The following is a 20,286-nucleotide window of genomic DNA, read 5'->3' on the forward strand; positions in this document are numbered from 1 at the left end:
AACCTCACGTGCGCGACCACATGTGCGCGAACCTCACCCGCCGGAGGCGAACTCGGGAAGCGCCTCGGTCCACGAGCGGTGGGCCACGGCGGCGAGGACAGGGTTGACGCCCCGGTAGTAGTGCTCCGTCACCAGGCCCCAGCCCAGGGCCCAGCCGCGGCCGCGGGCCCAGGTCGCGTCGTCGACCCGGGCGGCCTCGCGGAACAGCGGACGGGTCTCCGCGGTGAGGAGCGTCCAGGCGGCCATCATGTCGCAGGCCGGGTCGCCGGTGCCGACGGCGCCGAAGTCGATGACGGCGCTGAGCCGGCCGTCCCGGGTCAGCAGGTTTCCGGGCAGCAGGTCGCCGTGGATCCAGACCGGGTCGCCCTCCCACTGCGGCAGGCGCAGCACCGACTCCCACGCCTCGGCCGCGGCGGCGCCGTCGACCGTACCGTCGGCGCCGAGGTCGCGGACGGCGGTGCCGATGTGGTCGCCCGTCCACTCGGTGACGTGGCCGCCCCGGAAGGACCGCGGGCCGCCGGTGGCGTCCACGCTCCGCAGGGCGACGCCGAAGCGGCCCAACTCCACGGCGGCGTGGGCGAGATCGGCGACCGGCTCGTCGAAGGCGTTGGCGCCGTCGAGCCAGCCGTACACCGACCAGGGCAGGTCGAAGCCCTCTCCCGGGACGCCCTTGCCCAGCGGCACGGGCACCGGCAGCGGGAGGTGCGGGGCGAGGTGCGGCAGCCAGCGCTGCTCCTTGGCCACGCCCCCGGCGGTGCCGGCGGTCCTGGGCAGCCGGACCGCCATGGCGTCGCCGAGGCGGTACATGTCGTTGTCCGTGCCGGCCGACGGCACGCGCGTGACGGGCAGCTCCGCCCACTGCGGGAACTGGGCGGCGATGAGCCTGCGCACGAGGTCGACCATGCCCGGAAGGCTAGTCGGCGCGCCGCTCGCCGGGCGATCGAATTACGGTGGGTGCGGCGCGACCGCGAGAAGGGTGGAACACGATGTCCCGAACGACCGTCGTCACCGGCGGAAGCCGTGGGATCGGCGCGGCGACCTGCGTACGACTGGCCGCCGAGGGTCACGACCTGGTGCTCGGCTACGTCCGCGACGCCGCCGCCGCCGAGGAGACGGCGGCCGCGGTCCGGGCGGCGGGGGCCCGGTGCGTCGTGGTCCGGGCGGACACGTCGGTCGAGGCGGACGTGGAGCGGCTGTTCGACACGGCCGAGGCCGAACTGGGGCCGGTGACGGGCCTGGTGAACAACGCGGGCGTGACGGGCCCGCTGGGACGCCTGGCGGACGCCACGACGGAGAACCTGCGCCGGGTGGTGGAGGTCAACCTCCTGGGCTACCTGCTGTGTTGCCGCCGTGCCGCGCGGGACATGGCGGGGCGCGGGGGCGGGGCGATCGTGAACATCTCCTCCGCCGCCGCGACGCTCGGCAGCCCCGGCGAGTACGTGCACTACGCGGCGACGAAGGCGGCGACCGACGCGCTGACCCTGGGCCTCTCCAAGGAGCTGGGTCCGGACGGCATCCGGGTCAACGCGGTGGCTCCGGGCGTCGTGGAGACCGACATGCACGCGGCGATGGGCGACCCGGACCGCCCGGCGAAGGCGGCCCTCACCACCCCCCTGGGCCGCCCGGGCCGCCCCGACGAGATCGCGGCGGCGGTGGCGTGGCTGCTGTCCGAGGACGCGTCGTACGCGACGGGCACGATCCTGAGGGTCGCGGGCGGCCGCTGACCCAGGCTTCCGCTGGTCGGCCCCCGGACGAAGTCCAGGGGCGCCGGCGAGGCGGAGACCCACCACGCGGGGTAGGCGGAAGGCGGTTACGCGTCCAGCGCCTCGCGCCAGACACGGACCGCGTCCGGGGAGACCGGGGCCTTCCAGCCGTTCGGGCGGGCCGCGCCGCCGATGTGGAAGGCGTCGAGGCCCGCCGCCCTGAGCCGCGGCAGGTGGTCCAGGCGCAGGCCGCCGCCGACCAGGATCCGGGGCTCGTAGCCCGGCTCGCCCGAACGCGCCGTCTCGGCCTCCAGGACGGCGAGGCCGTCGTCGACGCCGGTCGCCGCGCCCGCCGTGAGGTACGTGTCGAGGCCCGGCAGGTCCGCGAGCTGCTTGCGCAGCGCGTCGCGGTCACCCGCCCGGTCGATCGCCCGGTGGAAGGTCCAGCGGCAGCCGTCCAGGACGGCGATCAGCCGCTCCACCGCCACCAGGTCCGGGTCGCCGTCCGCCGTCAGGAAGCCGAACACGAACTCCTCCGCGCCCGCCTCCCGCAGCTCCGTCGCCCGCGCCACCAGCCGGTCGATGTCGCCCGCCGCGAAGCCGTCCGTCAGCCTGAGCATCACGCGCAGCGGGATGTCCACGGCGGCCCGGATCGCGGCGAAGCAGGTCCGCGACGGGGTGAGCCCGTCGGCCGCTATGTCGGTGACCAGCTCTAGGCGGTCCGCCCCACCGGCCTGGGCGGCGACCGCGTCCTCCTCGTCGAGGGCGATCACCTCAAGGACTGCACGGTTGCTCATCGAGCCCATTCCTCCACGAAAGACGACTACAGGTCTAGTCCATTGACCACCCTAGCCGTGCTCGTGGCCTCCCGCATCGTGCGTGGCGGTGCCGGTGGGCGCCGGGGCGGTCGCGTGTCCGGCTCCCGCGTGCACCGTGAACGCCGCCGTCCGCACCTTCCCCTCGTGCCGGAAGTCGAGGAACAGCCGGTACGTCCCCGCGCTCGGCGCCGTCGCCGTGAAGGAGACCTCCGGGCCGGGGCCGCCCTCGTTCGGGTGGACGTGCAGGTAGGCCAGGTCTCCGTCGCGCAGGGCGACGAGATGGCCGTACGCGCCGAGGTACGGCTCCAGGTCGGCGACCGGCTTTCCGCCCTTGCTGACGGTGAGCTTCAACTCGCCCGCCCTGCCGGGAGCCAGGCCGCCGCCCAGCCCGACCTCGTAGCCGTCGACGGTCGCGGTCGTCGCGGCGGCCGGCAGCGGCCGGGGCGCGTACGCGCCGGGCACGGACAGGTCCCCGCCCAGCGTGACGCCCTTGGCGTTCTTCCCCGCGGGCCTGAAGTCGGCGAAGGCCTTGTAGCCGCCCGCGTCCGGCAGGTCGACCGGCGTCGACCAGGTCCCGTCGGCCGCGCGCACGGGGTGCAGGTGGCGGTAGACCGTGAGGTCCCGCGAGGCCACGATGAAGTGCAGCTCCTTGCCGTGCTCGGTGGCGTACGAGGTGAGGTTCTCTCCCTTCGCGTCCTTGACCGAGAACTTCAGCACGCTCTTTCCCTGGGCCGGCTTCGGCGTCTCCATCGCCAGCGTGTAGCCGCCCGCGGAGACCTGGAGGCCGCCGGCGGCGGGCGTGTTCACGGCGCTCTCCTCGTGTCCGGCGCGCCCGTCGCCGCCGTCCGGCTCAACGGCGGCCGCGTGCTCCGCGTGCGCGGCCTCGACCGGCTCCCCCACGGGCCCGACGCCCTGGCCGACCCCGTACGCGGTGCCGAAGGTCGCGGCGAGCGCGGCGGCGAAGGCGGTGATCTTCACTCCGGTGTTCATGGCAGCTCTCCCGTACGTGAGTAACCGTTCGATGCTCTTCAACCGTTCGATGCCTTTCACGATACCCCTGGGGGGTATCAAGTCAAGCCGAGGAGGGGCTTGCGGGGCATACCTCATGAGGGTATACATGGAGAGAGAGGGATACCCCCCTAGGGTATCCCCGAGCGAGGAGAGAAGACATGGGTTCCTGCTGTACTCCCGGCGGCAGCTGCTCGACCGAGGCCGGTGGGGCGACCACCGTCGCCGTCGCGGACAGCACCACCACGGTCTACGCGGTCTCGGGCATGACCTGCGGACACTGCAGGACCGCGATCACCGACGCCGTCTCCGCGCTCGACGGAGTCGTCTCCGTGGACGTCGACGTCACCGGCGGCCTGGTGACCGTGGTCTCCGGCGGCGCGCCCGACGACGCAGTGGTCTCCGCCGCCGTCGACGACGCCGGCTACCGGCTCACCGGCCGCGCCTGACCGTCATCACCGACCGCGCCTGACCGTCCGGCCCGAGCCCCACCCCGGCCGCCGGGGCCCGTCCGGCCCGAGCCCCCGCCCCCGGCCGCCGGGGCCCGTCCGTCCATGGGCCCCGGCCCCCGAGTCCCGCGATACCGAGGAGCAGGAAGTGACAACGAGCATTCCGGGCGCCGCCCAGGTCGAACTCGCCATCGGCGGCATGACCTGCGCCTCGTGCGCGGCCCGCATCGAGAAGAAGCTCAACCGGATGGACGGGGTCGAGGCCACCGTCAACTACGCCACCGAGAAGGCGAAGGTCACCTTCGACGCCGACGCCGACATCTCCGTCGCCGACCTGATCGCCACCGTCGAGGCCACCGGCTACACCGCCGAGGAGCCCGCTCCCCCGAAGACGGGGTCCGGCGGCGAGGGCGGACCCACCGACGAGGAGTCGGCCGACGAAGAGCTCCGGCCCCTCAGGCAGCGGCTGATCACCGCCGTCGCCCTCGCCGTCCCCGTCGTCGCGATGGCCATGGTCCCGGCGCTCCAGATCGAGTACTGGCAGTGGCTCAGCCTCACCCTCGCCGCGCCGGTCGTCGTCTACGCCGCCTGGCCCTTCCACAAGGCCGCCTGGACCAACGCCCGGCACGGCACGGCCACCATGGACACCCTGATCTCGGTCGGCACGATCGCCGCGTTCCTGTGGTCCCTGTGGGCGCTGTTCTTCGGCACCGCCGGTACGCCGGGCATGACCCACCCCTTCGAGTTCACGATCGCCCGCACCGACGGCGCCGGGAACATCTACCTGGAGGCCGCGGCCGGCGTCACCGCCTTCATCCTCGCCGGGCGTTACTTCGAGGCCCGCTCCAAGCGCAAGGCGGGCGCCGCCCTCAAGGCGCTCATGCAGCTCGGCGCCAAGGAGGTCACCGTCCTGCGCGGAGGCCGCGAGGAGACCGTGCCGACGGCCGAACTCCAGGTCGGGGACCGCTTCCTGGTCCGCCCCGGCGAGAAGATCGCCACCGACGGCACCGTCGTCGAGGGCTCCTCCGCCGTCGACGCCTCCATGCTCACGGGCGAGTCCGTGCCGGTCGAGGTCTCCGTCGGCGACTCCGTCACCGGCGCCACCCTGAACGCCGGCGGCCGGCTCGTCGTCGAGGCCACCCGTGTCGGCGCCGACACCCAACTGGCCCGGATGGCCAAGCTGGTCGAGGACGCCCAGAACGGCAAGGCCGCCGCCCAGCGCCTCGCCGACAGGATCTCGGCCGTCTTCGTGCCGATCGTCATCGCCCTCGCGCTGGGCACCCTCGGCTTCTGGCTGGGCACCGGATCCGGGCTGACGGCCGCGTTCACCGCCGCCGTCGCCGTACTGATCATCGCCTGCCCCTGCGCCCTCGGCCTGGCCACCCCGACCGCGCTCATGGTCGGCACCGGCCGCGGCGCACAGCTCGGCATCCTCATCAAGGGGCCCGAGGTCCTGGAGACCACCCGCAAGGTCGACACGATCGTCCTCGACAAGACCGGCACCGTCACCACCGGCCGGATGACCCTCATCAAGGTCCACACCGCCGCCGGCGTCGACGAGACCGACGTCCTGCGCCTCGCGGGCGCCCTGGAGCACTCCTCCGAGCACCCGATCGCCCAGGCCGTCGCGACCGGCGCCGCCGCCAGGGTCGGTACGCTCCCCACCCCCGAGGACTTCGCCAACGTTCCCGGGCTCGGCGTCCAGGGCGTCGTCGAGGGCCACGCGGTCCTCGTCGGCCGGGAGAAGCTGCTCGACGACTGGGCGATGGCCCTGCCCGAGGAGCTCAAGTCCGCGAAGGACACGGCGGAGAAGGCCGGCAGGACCGCCATCGCGGTCGCCTGGGACGGGGAGGCCCGCGCGGTCCTGGAGGTCGCCGACGCCGTCAAGGAGACCAGCCCCGAGGCCGTCCGGCGGCTGCGTGCCCTCGGCCTGACCCCGATCCTGCTGACCGGTGACAACAAGGCCGTGGCCGAGGCCGTCGCCGCCGAGGTCGGCATCGACGAGGTCATCGCCGAGGTCATGCCGCAGGACAAGGTCGACGTCGTCAAGCGGCTCCAGGCTGAGGGCCGTTCGGTCGCCATGGTCGGCGACGGCGTGAACGACGCCGCCGCGCTCGCCCAGGCCGACCTGGGCCTGGCGATGGGCACCGGCACGGACGCCGCCATCGAGGCCGGCGACCTGACGCTCGTACGGGGAGACCTGCGGGCGGCCTCCGACGCGATCCGGCTCTCGCGCAGGACGCTCGGCACCATCCGCTCGAACCTCTTCTGGGCCTTCGCCTACAACGTGGCCGCCCTGCCGCTCGCGGCGGCCGGACTGCTCAACCCGATGATCGCGGGCGCGGCGATGGCCTTCTCCTCGGTCTTCGTGGTCGGCAACAGCCTGCGCCTGCGCGGCTTCCAGGCCGCCGACCACTGAGCCACCGCCGACATTCCTGCGGAGAGCCGAGGAACGCGAGCCGGTCGTGCGCGTCGACCGACCGGCTCGCGTTCCCGGCTTCACGACGCCTCGGCGCCTCGGCGCCTACGATCGGCGTATGTCCAGTCTCTCCCTCTGCTCACGGGACTCCGTGCTGTCGATCGGGTCCGTGGGATCGGTGCTCTCCGTCGGATCCGTCGGGTCCGTGCTGTCCATCGGGTCGATCGGTTCCGCCGGCTCCGTGGCATCCGTCGGATCGTGGCTGAGCGCCGGCTCGCTGCTCTCCGCCCAGTCGCTGTGGTCCGTCATGTCCTGGCGCTCCCACAAGGGCGTCATGGCCGCCGGGGCACTCACCGCGGCCGCCGCTGTCACGATCCTCGCCGGCGCGGCCCTGTCGGCAGGGCGAGGCCGCGGGCGGAGGTAGGGCCGCGGGGAGCTGGGGCCGCGCGGGGTCGGGGCCGCGGGCGGGGTTGCTCGCGGGTCAGGCGTGCCGGACGTGCAGGTGCCCGTCGCGCGGGTAGGCGGGCGGCGCGGCGGGCAGCGTCCTGGCGTACCCGTAGCCGCCCTTCTCCGCCACCCTGCACGAGCCGAGGTTGTCGACCTGGTGCAGGAGCTCGAGGCGCCTCAGTCCGCCCGCCCCGAACGTGGCGAACGCCCAGCCGGTGACCGCCTCCAGCGCGCGCGACGCCACGCCCCGGCCGCGCGCGTGCGCCGCCGTCCAGTAGCCGACCTCGGCCGCCTGGGCTCCCGGGGCCACGTCCTTGAGGGCCACATGGCCGACGAGCCGCCCGTCCTCCAGGACCGCGAAGGCGAGCCTGGTGCCGGTCTCCCAGCCCCGCTGCTGCACCTCGACGTACCGGGCGCCGCCGGCGGCGTCGTCCACCGGCGTACTCGTCCACCGGCGCAGGTCGGCGTCTCCGGCCGCCTCGACCAGCGCGGCGATGTCGTCCATGTGCCAGGGACGCAGCAGGAGAGCGGGAGCGGCCGGCGTGGCGGCCGCCCGGAGGGTGACGGGATCCATGCGCCGATCGTACGGAGCGGCCCGCCGGCCGGACCCGACGGTCCGCCTCAGTGGCCGCCGAGCCCCGGGCTCACGAGGTGGACGGCCAGTCCCGCGATGAGTGCGCTCGACACGAGCGCCGTCGCGAGCCGCCCGCCGGGGCCCGTCAGCCCCCGGCCGAGGAGAGCGCCCCCGGAGGCCAGGAAGAGCTGCCAGCTGGCGGAGGCGACGAGGGCGGCCAGGACGAAGACCGTACGGTCCAGGGGTGATGACGGACCGGAGGGGCCCGTCGCCAGGATCAGGGCCACGAAGTAGATCACGGTCATCGGGTTCAGGATCGTGATGCCCAGGAACGTGAGGAAGGCACGCGGCGGGGTGAGCGGACTGTCACGCTCGTCCCGGCTCGCGAGGTCCCGCGCGCGGTAGGCCCGTACGGCCGTCCACGCCGAGCGGGCGGCGAGGCCCACGAGGACCACCGCCGAGACCCAGCGCAGCGGGACCATGACCGGGGCGAGGAGCGGTACGAGCGCCGAGCCGCCCAGGACCGCGATCAGGGCGTACACCCCGTCCGCCGCGGCGATGCCGAGCGCCGCGGCCGCTCCCGTACGCCAGTTCGTGCGCGCCGTGACCGCCACGAGGTAGGCGCCGACCGCGCCGACCGGGATCGCGATGCCGTAGCCGGCGACCAGGCCGGCCACCAACGCGGCGGTCACGCGACAGACGGGATCGCGCCTCCGGGGGAGCCGGGCTGCTGCTGTCGGCGGTAGCTGGCGCCGTCCTTCGTACGGGAGAGCTCGCCGCCCGTCACGAGGTAGCGGCGCAGGGCCGGGAAGTCCTCGTGGACGGAGAGCAGCGCCTCGTTGACCTCGCGCTCGGTGTAGGAGCGGGCCGGCTCGAAGAGCGTCTCGGCCAGGTGGGCGAGGAGCTGCGCGCGGCGCGGAGCCCTGCGCGGGATCGCCTTCAGGCGGCCTTCGGCGGAGAACAGGTCCGCCACGGAGGCCATGGAGGCCGGGGCAGCCGGGGAGGCCTCGGGGTGGGAAGTCATGCGCCGAAGCGTGCCGCGCGGCGCCCCGGCCCGGCAACGGAATTTCGCCGTACCCCGCGCCGTGCGCCCGGGCGCGCGTTCCCAGGCCCCGGGAACGCGACGCCGCCGCGACGCCGGCGCCCCCGCTAGGCCGTGATCCTGGTCGCCGGTCCGTAGAACGTCGGCTGGAACTCCCGCTCGCCGAAATCCGCGAAGATCGGCGCCGCCTGCTGCACGAAGGCCTCGAAGTCCTCCGCCGACTCCCACAGGTCCACCACGAACCAGCCGCCCTCCGCAGGCGCTCCCGCGTGCGAGATGAAGCCCTCCGGCGGCCACCACGTCGTGGCGGAGAGCTTCTTGTTGACCGACTCGTACTGCTCCTTCGTGACGCCCGGCAGTTCGACGGTGACGATGACGGCCATGGTGGTACCCGCTCTCTGCTGCTGTAGGGGTGATGCGCCACTCCACAGTCGAGCAGCGCGCCGCGCGCACCGCACCGCGGCGAGGTCCGTCCGGCTCAACGGACGGATCCACCCGTTCCAGAACCCCGGGGCGGCAGAATGCCTCCATGACCGAATCCGCGGACCCCGCCCTGATCCAGCGCTGGAACGCCACCCTGCGCGCCGCCCGCACCGGCCACGCGGGCCCGGACCCCGCCCCGTACGGGCGGAACCTGCTCGAACGCTGGGCCGAGCCGCAGCGCAGGTACCACACGGTCGACCACCTGCGGGCGGTCCTCGACCGCATCGACGAACTCGCCGACATGGGCGGCGAGGGCGGCGAGCTGGAGCTGATCCGGCTGGCCGCGTGGTTCCACGACGCGGTCTACCGCCCGGACCGCTCGGAGAACGAGGAACGCTCGGCGAACCTGGCCGAGAAGGCGCTGACGGAGGCGGGCCTCACACCCCACGAGGTGGCGGAGGTGGCCCGCCTGGTGCGCCTCACGGTCACGCACGACCCGGCGGAGGGCGACGTCAACGGCGAGATCCTCTGCGACGCGGACCTGGCGATCCTGGCGACGGACGAGCATACGTACGGGGGGTATGTGCGCGCGGTCCGCGAGGAGTACGCCTTCGTCCCGGACGAGGCCTTCCGCCAGGGCCGGGCGGCGGTCCTGCGCCAGCTCCTCTCCCTGCCCCGGCTCTTCCGCACGCCGTACGGGGCGGCGGCGTGGGAGTCACGGGCACGGCGGAACCTGGAGGGGGAGCTGGCGGGGCTGGGGGCCTGAGGCTCCGGGCCCCTCCCACTCCGGGCCCCTCCCCACCCCCCGTCCGCATCGCGAGACACCCGCCACAGAGGGAATGTCAGGCACAAACCCCAGGTTGACGCATGTCATGCCGTCAACCTCCGCCGAGCGCACCGCACCCGAAACCGCCTCCTCCAGCACCCGCATGCCGCTGGCCGTCTACATCCTCGGCCTCTCCGTCTTCGCGCTCGGCACGAGCGAATTCATGCTGTCCGGCCTCCTGCCACCCATCGCCGACGACATGAACGTCTCCATCCCCCGCGCCGGCCTCCTGATCTCGGCCTTCGCGATAGGCATGGTCGTCGGCGCCCCGCTGCTGGCCGTCGCGACCCTGAAGCTCCCCCGCAAGACGACGCTCGTCACGCTGATCACCCTCTTCGGCCTCGGCCAGGTGGCCGGCGCGCTCGCGCCCAACTACGCCGTGCTCTTCGCGTCACGCGTCGTGAGCGCGCTCGCCTGCGCGGGCTTCTGGGCGGTCGGCGCGGCCGTCGCCATCGCGATGGTCCCGGTCGGCTCGCGCGCCCGCGCGATGGCGGTCATGATCGGCGGCCTCTCGATCGCCAACGTCCTCGGTGTCCCCGCGGGCGCCTTCCTGGGCGAGCACCTCGGCTGGCGCTCCGCGTTCTGGGCGGTCGGCGTGGCCTCGGCCATCGCGCTCGTGGGCGTGGTGACGCGCATCCCGCACATCCCGGTCCCCGCGACCAAGCCCCGCCTCAAGCGGGAGCTGGTGATCTACCGCGACCGGCAGGTCCTGCTCGCGATCGTGATCACCGCGCTCGCGGCGGGCGGCGTCTTCTGCGCGTTCTCGTACCTCGCCCCGGTCATCACGGACGTGGCCGGGATCGACGCCCGCTGGGTCTCCGCGATCCTGGGCCTCTTCGGCATCGGCGCGCTGATCGGTACGACGATCGGCGGCCGGGTCGCCGACGCCCACCTCTTCGGGGTCCTGCTCAGCGGCGTCACGGCCTCGACGGTCTTCCTGGCCGCCCTGGCCCTCTTCGCCTCCAGCCCGGTCGCCGTGATCGTCCTCTCCTTCCTCCTCGGCGTCTCGGCCTTCTACACGGCGCCCGCGCTCAACGCCCGCATGTTCAACGTCGCCGGCGCCGCCCCGACCCTGGCGGGCGCCACGACGACCGCGGCCTTCAACCTGGGCAACACGGCGGGCCCCTGGTTCGGCGGCACGGTCATCGACGCGGACCTCGGCTTCGCCTCGACGGCCTGGGCGGGCGCGGCGATGACGGCGGTGGCCCTGGGGACGGTCGCGCTGGCGCTGCGGCTGAGCCGCCGCCCGTCGAGCAGCCACGTCGTCGCGTCGTCCCCCGCCCGCCAGGACGACCTCGTCGCCTGCCGCACGGCCGACTGACCGGCAGGACCTGATACGCGAGGGCCCCCACCCGGTGGTGGGGGCCCTCGTCGTATCCGGCCCGGCAGACTCACGGCGTCGGCCGGGTCACGGCCGCTCGCCCGCCGGGTCACGGTGCCGGTCGTCCCTTCGGGCGGCGCAGGCCCGCTTCCGTGATGCGGCGGACCAGTTCCTTCGAGCCGACCTCGACCGCGCCCGCCGCCACCGCGTCCGCGTAGCGGTCCGACGGGATGTCGTAGTGGTCGCGCTCGAAAGCGCGGGGCGGGGCGCCGATCCTGGCGGCGAAGGCGTGGAGCTCCTCGTGCGAGACGTCGCTGACCAGGTGCGACCACATGCGGCCGTGGCCGGGCCAGGTCGGTGGGTCGATGTAGAGGGTCACCGCAGGCCGCCCACCGGGGCGACCACGACTCCCGCCTTGCCGCAGACCCAGTGCGGGTCCGGACCGAGTTCCGGTTCGACGTCCAGCGCGTGCGGGTCGCCCGAGGCGCAGACCGGGCACAGGGGCCAGCGGCCGTACTGTTCGAGCAGCGCGTCCTGGACGTCCTGGGCGACGAGTCCGGCGACGTACGTCACACCCTCGGGCCACTGCTCGACCCACCAGCGCCGATGGGTCACCGCGTCCTCCACCATCGACACGACCTCGGCCGCGGCGACGTCCCGCGCCGCCAGATCGGCGAGGACCAGGGCACGAGCGGCGTGCAGCGCCTGCTCCAGCGGGTCGATGTCGTCCATGCACACATTGTCACCCGACAAGCCGCGGAGGCGAAGGTCCCTCCGCATCCGGGACCGGTCCGGGACGTTGCGGGACCCATGGGGTCTTGACGCTCCCGATGCTCGAAAATATCTTTCAGGTGTGACCGATGACGTGAAGGAAAGTTTCAGCGGCCAGGTGCCCGCGCCCGGGGCCCCGTCCTCGCCGCCGCCGGCCGCCCTCGCGGCCAAGGTGCGCACCCTCGCTCCTTCCATGACCCGCTCCATGCAGCGGGTCGCCGAGGCCGTCGCCGGGGACCCGGCCGGCTGCGCCGCCCTCACCGTCACCGGCCTCGCCGAGCTCACCGGCACCAGCGAGGCGACCGTCGTCCGCACCGCCCGCCTCCTCGGCTACCCCGGCTACCGCGACCTCCGCCTCGCCCTCGCCGGCCTCGCCGCCCAGCAGCAGTCCGGCCGCGCGCCCGCCGTCACCGCCGACATCGCCGTCGACGACCCGATCGCCGACGTCGTCGCCAAGCTCGCCTACGACGAGCAGCAGACCCTCGCCGACACCGCCGCCGGCCTGGACACCGTCCAGCTCGGCGCCGCCGTCGCCGCCCTCGCCGCCGCCCGCCGCATCGACATCTACGGCATCGGCGCCTCCGGCCTCGTCGCCCAGGACCTCGGCCAGAAGCTCCTCCGCATCGGCCTGATCGCGCACGCGCACAGCGACCCGCACCTCGCCGTCACCAACGCCGTACAGCTCCGCTCCGGCGACGTCGCGATCGCCATCACCCACTCCGGCTCGACCGGCGACGTCATAGAACCCCTCCGTGTCGCCTTCGACCACGGCGCCACCACCGTCGCGATCACCGGCCGCCCGGACGGGCCCGTCTCGCAGTACGCCGACCACATCCTCACCACCTCCACCGCCCGCGAGAGCGAACTGCGTCCCGCGGCCATGTCGTCCCGCACCAGCCAACTCCTGGTCGTGGACTGTCTGTTCACCTGCGTCACCCAACGTACGTACGAGACGGCGGCCCCTGCCCTCGCGGCCTCGTACGAAGCCCTGGCCCACCGCCACTCGCCCCGCACCCGGTAGAGCCGGGAAACCCTCGAAAGAGCCGCACGTGTCTTCTGCTACGTACTCCGAACTGCGCGCCCAGCTGGCCACCCTCGCCACCGAGGCGTTCCGTCCCGAGCTCGCGGAGATCGACCAGCTCCCGACGCTCGACATCGCCCGCACGATGAACGCTGAGGACCAGACCGTCCCGGCCGCCGTCGCCGAGCAGCTGCCGCTCATCGCGGCCGCGATCGACGCCACCGCCGCCCGCATGGCACGCGGAGGCCGGCTGATCTACGCGGGCGCGGGCACCGCCGGCCGGCTCGGCGTCCTCGACGCCAGCGAGTGCCCGCCCACCTTCAACACCGACCCCTCCGAGGTCGTCGGCCTGATCGCGGGCGGTCCGACGGCGATGGTGAAGGCGGTCGAGGGCGCGGAGGACTCGGCGGAACTCGCCGCCGCCGACCTCGACGCGCTGCACCTCACCCCGGACGACACGGTGGTCGGGATCTCCGCCTCGGGCCGTACTCCGTACGCCATCGGCGCCGTCGAACACGCGCGCGCCGAAGGCGCGTTGACGATCGGCCTGTCCTGCAACGCGGACAGCGCGCTCGCGGCCGCCGCCGAGCACGGCATCGAGGTCGTCACGGGCCCCGAGCTCCTCACCGGCTCCACGCGGCTGAAGGCGGGCACGGCGCAGAAGCTCGTGCTCAACATGATCTCGACGATCACGATGATCCGGCTCGGCAAGACGTACGGAAACCTGATGGTCGACGTCCGCGCCTCCAACGAGAAGCTCCAGGCGCGCTCGCGGCGGATCGTCGCCCTCGCCACCGGCGCGCCGGACGAGGAGATCGAGACCGCCCTCGCCGCCGCGGACGGCGAGGTGAAGACCGCGATCCTGATGATCCTCGCCGACATCGATGCCAAGGCCGCCGACCAGCGCCTGACGGACTCGGCGGGCCACCTGCGTGCCGCCCTGCACGCCGAGACCACCCCCTGAACCTCCCCCGTCCCCGCACAGCAAGGCACCACCGCACCATGAGCACAGACGACAAGAACCGCGCCATCGCCGCCGCGATCCTCCCCCTCGTCGGCGGCGCAGAGAACATCGACTCGGTCGCCCACTGCATGACCCGGCTCCGGCTGGCTCTGCGGGACCGCTCACTCGTCCAGGACGAGGCCCTGAAGGCCCTGCCGGCCGTCATGGGCGTGGTGGAGGACGACACGTACCAGATCGTGCTCGGCCCCGGTACGGTCGCCCGCGTGACGCCGGAGTTCGAGGCCCTGGTGGCCGCCGCCCCCCGGCCCTCCGCGGACGGTCTCGCCGCCCAGGGAGCCGCGATCAGGGCGGCGCGGAAGGCGAAGAACCAGACCCCCTTCAAGCTCTTCCTGCGCAGGATCGCGAACATCTTCGTCCCGCTGATCCCCGCCCTCATCGGCTGCGGCATCATCGCCGGCCTCAACGGCCTGCTGATCAACCTGGGTTGGCTGCCGGGCGTGACCCCCGCCCTCGCGGCGATGGCGAGCGGATTCATGGCGCTGATCGCGGTCTTCGTCGGCTTCAACACGGCGAAGGAGTTCGGCGGTACGCCCATCCTGGGCGGCGCGGTCGCGGCGATCATCGTCTTCCCCGGCGTCGCGAAGATCGACGCGTTCGGGCAGACGCTGTCGCCCGGACAGGGCGGTGTGCTCGGCGCGCTGGGCGCGGCGGTGCTCGCGGTGTACGTCGAGAAGTGGTGCCGCCGCTGGGTGCCGGAGGCCCTCGACGTGCTGGTCACCCCGACCCTCACGGTCCTGGTCTCCGGGCTGGTCACGATCTTCGGCCTGATGTTCGTCGCCGGTGAGATCTCCACCGCGATCGGCGACTTCGCCAACTGGCTCCTCGCGCACGCCGGCGCGGGCGCGGGCCTCGTCCTCGGCGGCCTGTTCCTGCCGCTGGTGATGCTCGGTCTGCACCAGGCCCTCATCCCGATCCACACCACGCTGATCGAGCAGCAGGGCTTCACGGTCCTGCTCCCGATCCTGGCGATGGCGGGCGCGGGCCAGGTCGGCGCGGCGGTCGCCGTCTACTTCAAGCTCCCCCGCAACGGCTCCATCCGCCGCACGATCAAGTCCGCCCTCCCGGCCGGCTTCCTCGGCGTGGGCGAGCCCCTGATCTACGGCGTCTCGCTCCCGCTGGGCCGCCCGTTCGTCACGGCCTGCGTCGGCGGCGCGTTCGGCGGCGGTTTCGTCGGCCTCTTCAACATGCTGGGCGACAAGGTCGGCTCCACGGCCATCGGCCCCTCGGGCTGGGCGCTCTTCCCCCTGCTCGACGGCAACAAGGGCCTCGGCGAGACGATCGCGATCTACGCGGGCGGGCTGCTCGTCGGCTACGCGGTGGGCTTCGTGGCGACGTACTTCTGGGGCTTCAGCGACCGGCTCCTGGAGGAGTTCGACGTGGAGACGGACCCGGTGGGCGCCACGGTGACGGCTCCGGCGGCGACCCCGGTCGCCGCGGGCGGCCCCGCGACCCCGCAGACCCCGGAGCCCGTGAAGGTCTGACCCCGCGTGGGAGGGGCGGGTCGTGCCGGCATCGGTGCGACCCGCCCCTCGCGCGTACCCCCTACGCCTGCTCGACCACGATCCCCGACTGTTCGAGCAGCCGTACGACGCTCTCGAAGTACGTGAGTTCGCCCGCCGCGTCGGCGCTCACCGACGCCAGCGCCTCCCGGGCGATGTGCGCGTCGTGCCAGACCAGGGTGACCGGGCCCGGGAGCCGGTTGCCGCCGCAGGGGCAGCCGCGCAGCGCGCCCCAGCACCGGGCGAAGTGGGCGCCGGGGCCGCCGATGGCCTCGCCGACCGCGCACTGGACGCCCGGGATGTCGGTGGCGAACCGGCCGTCCAGGTGGCAGGTGTCGCCCACCCGGTCCTCGCCGCCGACCGGCCTGGTGAAACCGAGCCACTGCGCCCTGCCCCTCGTGTCGAGCCCGGCCCATGCGTTGGGCGTGCTCGGGGCGCCCTCGTGCCAGGCGTCCCAGACCGGACGGGCGGCGTGCGGCAGCGGCTTCGAGAGGCCGCCGTCGATGGCGATGTCCACGAGGGCGCCCCCGAGCACGGACGGGCGGGCTTCACGGACGTGCACGAAGAAGTGCTCCATCACCCGGACCACCCGGCCCGCGCGGTCGAGCACGAACAGCTCCACCGGGTCCCCCGCCCACCGCCGGGTGGTCAGCCGCCGCAGCATGAGCTCCTCGGGTTGGCAGCCGACGAGGGTGAGCGCCGGCCGCGCGACCGGGCGCTCGGGCTTGTAGAGACCCTCCACCCGCCGGCACTCGCCGAGCCATCCGCCACCCCACCCGTTGTAGATCCTCACGCGGCCCGACCGCGGCTCGGTGCGGGAGTCCGGCCGGTCGGCGACCGCCGTCTCGATCAGGACGTCCACGCGCGAGGCGTCGTCCGCGTTCGGCCGGCTGTCGAGCACCACGACGTCGGCCAGCTCCCAGTCGTGCGTCGGCCTCTCGGTCGTCTCGTCGTCGATGTGCAGGGACAGGTCACCCAGCCGGTCGCGTTCCCGCGCGGCCCCGTCGACGGCCTTGCGCAGCCTGCCCTCGGGCACGCACCCGGTCAGCGTCAGCCGCTCGCGGGGCGGCTCCTCGTCCGCGAACAGACCCCGGATGCCGGCGCACCGCGCCCACACCGTCTGTTCCCCGTCCCACTCCTCGGCGACCAGGAGGAACCGCAGCGGATGCGGCCGTTCCCAGGCCCACGTCCGGTCCTCGTACCGCTGCCCGTACCGCGCTTCGTACAGCTCCCCGCCCTCACTCATGCGCCCGATCCTAAGAACCTCGTGGCCGCGCCCCGGTCGGACGGGTGTCACCCCGCTCGGTTCGCGCAGTACGTGTCGCGGGCCGGGCGCTCCCCCGTGCGCAGGAACTCCGTCACCGCGCGGTCGCCGCACGCGTTGCCGTTGCCCAGGTACATGCCGTGCCCGCCCTGGTCGACCGTGACCAGCCTGGCCCGGTCGCCGAGGGCGGCGCGCATCCGCAGACCGGCGGCGTACGGGGTGGACGGGTCGCGCAGGCTCTGGACCATCAGGATGTTCGACGGTCCCCGGTCGGTGATCCGGGTGGGCCTCTCGGCCGGCGCCTTCCAGAAGGAGCAGGGCGTGATGTTCGCCGGGAACCCGGCCGTCAGCGGGTGGCGGGCCCGCTCGGCCGCGACGGCCCGCCGGTGGGCGGGGACGGAGGCCGGCCACCGCACGTCGTTGCAGATGACACCGACCATGATCGCCGCGTCCTCCTGGGGCAGGGCGCTCGCCAGCTCCGGCGGAAGCGCGGGCGTGCGGTCGGGGTGCCGGGCGTCCACCACGAGGCGGGCGAACCCGGCGAAGGCCGTGTCGCTGTAGAGCGCGTTCTGCAGCGCCTGCCGGAGCAGGTTGCCGGTCAGCGGGACCCCGGGGGTGGTGGTCTCCACCGGTGCGCGGTCCAGCCGCTCCGCCAGCGCGATCACCAGCGGGCGGACGTCCTCGGCCCGCTCCGCGAGCCGCAGCCCCTGCTCCGCCCGGTCCGGGTGCGCCGCCCACGTCGCGAAGTCGGGGAAACGGTCCTGCGCGCCCTGGCCCAGGTACGCGAGCCAGCCCCGGGCCACCCGCTCCGGGTCCGGGTCGCTGCTGCTGTCCAGGACCCAGCGGTCGGTACGGTGCGGGAACTTCTGGGCGTAGACGGCGCCGACGTACGTGCCGTACGAGACGCCCCAGGCCGAGAGCCTTTCCTCGCCCAGCGCCCGCCGGAACCGGTCGAGGTCCCGGGCCTGGTTCGCCGTCGTCATGCTCGCCAGCTCCTCGCCGCCGTTGCGGGCGCACGCCTCGGCGGTACGCCGGGACCGGGCGACGTTCTCCGCGATGCCGCCTTCGGCGTCCGGCCAGGACCGCAGGTTCACGATCCGCCGGTCGTCCTCGTCCAGCCGGCAATTCGCCCGCACGCTGCCGCCCACGCCCCGCGGGTCCATCGCGACCAGGTCGTACGCACCGCCCAGCTCCCGCCGCAGCGCCTCTCCCTTCAGCGTCAGCCGCTGCACCCCGGAGCTCCCGGGGCCGCCCGGAATCACCGCCAGCGCGCCGCGCCGCTCGCCGGGCCGCTCGCTGCGGAGCCGGGACACGGCGATCCCGACCTGGCGGCCACCGGGGTCGCCGTAGTCCAGGGGTACCGAGAGGGTGGCGCACTCCTGCCCGGGCAGCGGCCTCGGCTTCAGCCTCGGGTCGTCGGCGCAGTCCGTCCACGCGAGTGTGGCGGGCGGGGACGCGGGCGCGGAGGCCGCGGCGGGGGCGGGAGCGGTGAGACCGGCCACGACGGCGGCGGCGGAGAGGGTGGTCAGCAGGGCGTTGCGGGCGGCGTGGGGAGCGTAAGTCGTCATGCGGTAAGCCTTGTTGACGTGCCGTCACGCTTCCATCCGGCGACCGGGACGGTTCGGGGTGGGGCTGGCCCCCGCCCGGAGGGGGTGGCCCGTCAGGGGGCGCTCGTGATCGACTCGCAGCCGCCGGCCGCGACGTCCGTTCCGGCCTCGCCGTCACAGACGTCGGGGGATCCGGCGCCTCCGACGAGGACGTCGTCGCTCGGACCGGCCTTGATCCGGTCGGCGCCGCCGCCACCGAGGAGCTGGTCGTCGCCGCCCGCGGTGCCGACGGTGTTCTCGATGAAGAAGTCGGCGTTGTCGCCGAGCAGCCGGTCGTCGCCGCCCCGCCCCTGGATGACGTCGTCGCCCGCGCTGGTGGGCGCCGTGGTGCTCACGGAGCTGTCACCCAGGAGGACTTCGTCGGCGCTGCCGCCGAGGAGCAGGTCGTCGCCGGCACCGGAGGCCGTACCCTCCGCGGCGTTGTGGTCCCCGAGGGCGAAGAACCCGCCGTCGGCGCCCAGGTCCAGGACGTCGTCCCCGCCGCTGCCCGACGCGTTCCGCTGCGCGTTGCTGTCACCGATGAGGATGTCGGTCCCGGAGCCGCCGCGCAGCACGTCGTCACCGGCTCCGGCGGCGTCGGTCACGGTCGCGACGGAGTCCCCGGCCATGTCGTCGACGCCGGAGCCGCCGTCGAGGAGGTCGTCGCCCCCGCCGGAGGCGCTCGCGCCTCGGCTGTCGCCGGCCACGACGTCGTCGCCCGGACCGGCGAGGACCTGGTCGTCGCCGCCGCCGGTGGCCGTCCCGGCGAGCGCGAAGCTGTCACCGCCGAGCCGGTCGTCACCCGCGCCGCCCAGGACCCGGTCGTCGCCTCCGCCCACCGCGTCGCCGGTGAGGGCGATCACGTCACCGCGCGCGTTGTCGTCGCCCTCACCGGCGTCGACGTGGTCGTCGCCGAGGCCGCCCTGGACGACGTCGTTCCCGCCCAGGGCGCAGATCAGATCGTCGCCGCCCTTGCCGTCGATCGTGTCCGCGCCGCCGGAGCCTACGATCACGTCGTCATCGGCCGTCCCCTCGACCGTCCCCGCCCCCGTGATCGTCGCGGGCGCGCCGAAACACGTGGGCTGGGCAGCGGCCGCCGCCCCGGCCGGAAGACCGAGAGCGAGCAGCGCGGCCGCGGCCAGCAGGCCGGAAACGCGGTGGGGAACCATACGGACCTCCAGAAGCCGAACCGTCACACGACGACACCGATCCGGACGCTACGTCGCCACCCCCCGGTCGGCGACCCGTGGCCGCATTCGGGTGCGGGCCGATCGGCACAGCGGCGCGCACCCGAGGGGGTACGACTCCGTTGGAGGTCAGCGCTTCTGACGGCGAGAAGGACCGGGGAGCGGACGGCCGAAGCGTCCCGGGGTCCCACGCGGCTCGGGCCCCGACACGGCTCGGCCCGACGCGTCCCGGGGCCCCGACCCGTCCGAGACCTGCCGGAGGTGACGGCCCGTCAGTTCAGGTCCGCTCCGGAGGCGACCACCACGCCGTAGAGGTCGGCGATCGTCGCGAGGGCGCTCCGGTGGAGCTGTTCGGCGGACACGTCGGCGACCACCGTGCGCAGCGGCCGGGTCGCGCAGGCATCGGCGACGACCGTCGGCCGGTTTCCCCGCAGGAACGCGCCCTCCGCCGTGAACGTCACGCACATGTGCGTCATGAACCCGGCGACCACCACGTCCTTGTGCCCGGCGGCGTCCACGTGTGCGCCCAGGTCCGTGTCGACGAAGGCGTTCGGGGCCTTCTTGACGACGACCGGCTCGCCCTCGACCGGGGCGACGCTCGGGTGGATCGCGCCGATCTCCGCACGGATGTCGTACGGCGTCCCCTCGCCGCCGTCGTTGACGACATGGACCACCTTCGCCCCCGCCTCCCGGGCCCTGGCGAGCAGGGCGGCGGCGGAGTCGAGCGCGGCCCGCCAGCCGTCCAGCTCCATCACGCCGCGGGTGTAGGTGTTCTGGTAGTCGACGAGGATCAGCGTCGCGTCGGAGAGCGAGGCCGGCGTCTCGTCGAAGCCGTTGAGTTCGCGCAGAGTCGTACGCGTCGTGCGGGTCGTACCCATGGAAGAAATACCCCCTGGCTCGGGCT

22 protein-coding genes are annotated in these 20,286 nt (G+C 73.9%); 9 read left to right on the forward strand and 13 right to left on the reverse strand.

The genetic code is table 11. From position 1 onward, the window contains the following. Nucleotides 1-33: 33 nt before the first annotated feature. Nucleotides 34-903, reverse strand: a complete 870-nt coding sequence (locus M5362_RS27400; RefSeq protein WP_260230464.1) for an aminoglycoside phosphotransferase family protein — start codon at nucleotides 901-903, stop codon at nucleotides 34-36. 83 nt (nucleotides 904-986) lie between these two features. On the opposite strand from M5362_RS27400, the gene M5362_RS27405 reads away from it, so the two are divergent. Continuing rightward, entirely contained in the window at nucleotides 987-1,724 is a 738-nt protein-coding gene (locus M5362_RS27405) for an SDR family oxidoreductase (protein WP_260230465.1), read from the forward strand. 86 nt (nucleotides 1,725-1,810) lie between these two features. On the opposite strand, the gene M5362_RS27410 is transcribed toward M5362_RS27405, so the two are convergent. Next, nucleotides 1,811-2,500 carry a copper homeostasis protein CutC gene (locus M5362_RS27410; protein WP_260230466.1) on the reverse strand — a complete coding sequence of 230 codons (690 nt, stop codon included), beginning with the start codon at nucleotides 2,498-2,500 and terminating at the stop codon, nucleotides 1,811-1,813. 51 nt (nucleotides 2,501-2,551) lie between these two features. Further along, a complete protein-coding gene (locus M5362_RS27415; protein ID WP_260230467.1) occupies nucleotides 2,552-3,511 on the reverse strand; it encodes a hypothetical protein in 960 nt (319 codons plus the stop codon). Nucleotides 3,512-3,690: 179 nt separating this feature from the next. Here M5362_RS27415 and M5362_RS27420 point away from each other — a divergent pair, with 179 nt between their 5' ends. The 3 genes from M5362_RS27420 (at nucleotide 3,691) to M5362_RS27430 (ending at nucleotide 6,821) form a co-directional block, all read left to right on the forward strand. After that, a complete protein-coding gene (locus M5362_RS27420) occupies nucleotides 3,691-3,978 on the forward strand; it encodes a heavy-metal-associated domain-containing protein (RefSeq protein WP_260230468.1) in 288 nt (95 codons plus the stop codon). Nucleotides 3,979-4,126: 148 nt separating this feature from the next. Next, complete coding sequence (locus tag M5362_RS27425; RefSeq protein ID WP_260230469.1) at nucleotides 4,127-6,397, forward strand: cation-translocating P-type ATPase; 2,271 nt, start codon at nucleotides 4,127-4,129, stop codon at nucleotides 6,395-6,397. A 118-nt stretch (nucleotides 6,398-6,515) separates the two neighbouring features. Continuing rightward, nucleotides 6,516-6,821, forward strand: coding sequence for a hypothetical protein (locus M5362_RS27430; RefSeq protein ID WP_260230470.1), 306 nt, complete (start codon nucleotides 6,516-6,518; stop codon nucleotides 6,819-6,821). 57 nt (nucleotides 6,822-6,878) lie between these two features. Here the strand turns inward: M5362_RS27430 and M5362_RS27435 are convergent, their stop codons facing one another. The 4 genes from M5362_RS27435 to M5362_RS27450 form a co-directional block, all read right to left on the reverse strand. Further along, entirely contained in the window at nucleotides 6,879-7,418 is a 540-nt protein-coding gene (locus M5362_RS27435) for a GNAT family N-acetyltransferase (RefSeq protein ID WP_260230471.1), read from the reverse strand. A gap of 47 nt (nucleotides 7,419-7,465) precedes the next feature. Then, the gene (locus M5362_RS27440; RefSeq protein WP_260230472.1) at nucleotides 7,466-8,110 is read right to left on the reverse strand and encodes a LysE family transporter; all 645 of its coding nucleotides are present in this window, start codon (nucleotides 8,108-8,110) and stop codon (nucleotides 7,466-7,468) included. Then, nucleotides 8,107-8,442 (reverse strand): DUF2087 domain-containing protein, encoded by a 336-nt coding sequence (locus tag M5362_RS27445; protein WP_260230474.1) that lies wholly within the window; start codon nucleotides 8,440-8,442, stop codon nucleotides 8,107-8,109. The genes M5362_RS27440 and M5362_RS27445 overlap by 4 nt, the downstream gene beginning before the upstream one ends. 125 nt (nucleotides 8,443-8,567) lie before the next feature. After that, entirely contained in the window at nucleotides 8,568-8,843 is a 276-nt protein-coding gene (locus tag M5362_RS27450) for a hypothetical protein (protein ID WP_260230475.1), read from the reverse strand. A gap of 146 nt (nucleotides 8,844-8,989) precedes the next feature. Between M5362_RS27450 and M5362_RS27455 the strand changes: the two genes are divergently transcribed. Next, nucleotides 8,990-9,649: a hypothetical protein gene (locus M5362_RS27455; RefSeq protein WP_260230476.1), complete on the forward strand. Its 660-nt coding sequence runs from the start codon at nucleotides 8,990-8,992 to the stop codon at nucleotides 9,647-9,649. Between the two features lie 163 nt (nucleotides 9,650-9,812). Beyond that, nucleotides 9,813-11,030: a Cmx/CmrA family chloramphenicol efflux MFS transporter gene (locus M5362_RS27460; RefSeq protein ID WP_260230615.1), complete on the forward strand. Its 1,218-nt coding sequence runs from the start codon at nucleotides 9,813-9,815 to the stop codon at nucleotides 11,028-11,030. A gap of 109 nt (nucleotides 11,031-11,139) precedes the next feature. On the opposite strand, the gene M5362_RS27465 is transcribed toward M5362_RS27460, so the two are convergent. Next, nucleotides 11,140-11,409 carry a DUF4031 domain-containing protein gene (locus M5362_RS27465; RefSeq protein WP_260230477.1) on the reverse strand — a complete coding sequence of 90 codons (270 nt, stop codon included), beginning with the start codon at nucleotides 11,407-11,409 and terminating at the stop codon, nucleotides 11,140-11,142. Continuing rightward, complete coding sequence (locus M5362_RS27470; RefSeq protein ID WP_260230478.1) at nucleotides 11,406-11,762, reverse strand: hypothetical protein; 357 nt, start codon at nucleotides 11,760-11,762, stop codon at nucleotides 11,406-11,408. The genes M5362_RS27465 and M5362_RS27470 overlap by 4 nt, the downstream gene beginning before the upstream one ends. Before the next feature lie 121 nt (nucleotides 11,763-11,883). On the opposite strand from M5362_RS27470, the gene M5362_RS27475 reads away from it, so the two are divergent. Genes M5362_RS27475 through M5362_RS27485 form a run of 3 tightly spaced genes read left to right on the forward strand, consistent with a single transcriptional unit; the run spans nucleotide 11,884 to nucleotide 15,327 of the window. Next, on the forward strand, nucleotides 11,884-12,822 hold the full coding sequence (locus M5362_RS27475; RefSeq protein WP_260230479.1) for a MurR/RpiR family transcriptional regulator: 939 nt from the start codon (nucleotides 11,884-11,886) through the stop codon (nucleotides 12,820-12,822). A 28-nt stretch (nucleotides 12,823-12,850) separates the two neighbouring features. After that, entirely contained in the window at nucleotides 12,851-13,786 is a 936-nt protein-coding gene (gene murQ, locus M5362_RS27480) for an N-acetylmuramic acid 6-phosphate etherase (RefSeq protein WP_260230480.1), read from the forward strand. Between the two features lie 38 nt (nucleotides 13,787-13,824). Next, nucleotides 13,825-15,327, forward strand: a complete 1,503-nt coding sequence (locus tag M5362_RS27485; protein ID WP_260230481.1) for a PTS transporter subunit EIIC — start codon at nucleotides 13,825-13,827, stop codon at nucleotides 15,325-15,327. Between the two features lie 61 nt (nucleotides 15,328-15,388). On the opposite strand, the gene M5362_RS27490 is transcribed toward M5362_RS27485, so the two are convergent. The 4 genes from M5362_RS27490 to M5362_RS27505 form a co-directional block, all read right to left on the reverse strand. Beyond that, nucleotides 15,389-16,591: a hypothetical protein gene (locus M5362_RS27490; RefSeq protein WP_260230482.1), complete on the reverse strand. Its 1,203-nt coding sequence runs from the start codon at nucleotides 16,589-16,591 to the stop codon at nucleotides 15,389-15,391. A gap of 47 nt (nucleotides 16,592-16,638) precedes the next feature. Beyond that, nucleotides 16,639-18,177, reverse strand: coding sequence for an alpha/beta hydrolase (locus M5362_RS27495; RefSeq protein ID WP_260230484.1), 1,539 nt, complete (start codon nucleotides 18,175-18,177; stop codon nucleotides 16,639-16,641). Nucleotides 18,178-18,269: 92 nt separating this feature from the next. Next, on the reverse strand, nucleotides 18,270-19,364 hold the full coding sequence (locus tag M5362_RS27500) for a calcium-binding protein (protein ID WP_260230485.1): 1,095 nt from the start codon (nucleotides 19,362-19,364) through the stop codon (nucleotides 18,270-18,272). 290 nt (nucleotides 19,365-19,654) lie between these two features. Further along, nucleotides 19,655-20,260, reverse strand: coding sequence for an isochorismatase family protein (locus M5362_RS27505; protein WP_260230486.1), 606 nt, complete (start codon nucleotides 20,258-20,260; stop codon nucleotides 19,655-19,657). Between the last annotated feature and the right edge of the window lie 26 nt (nucleotides 20,261-20,286).

It is taken from the genome of Streptomyces sp. Je 1-79 (assembly GCF_025195125.1).
In the GTDB taxonomy this organism is placed as follows: Bacteria; Actinomycetota; Actinomycetes; order Streptomycetales; family Streptomycetaceae; genus Streptomyces.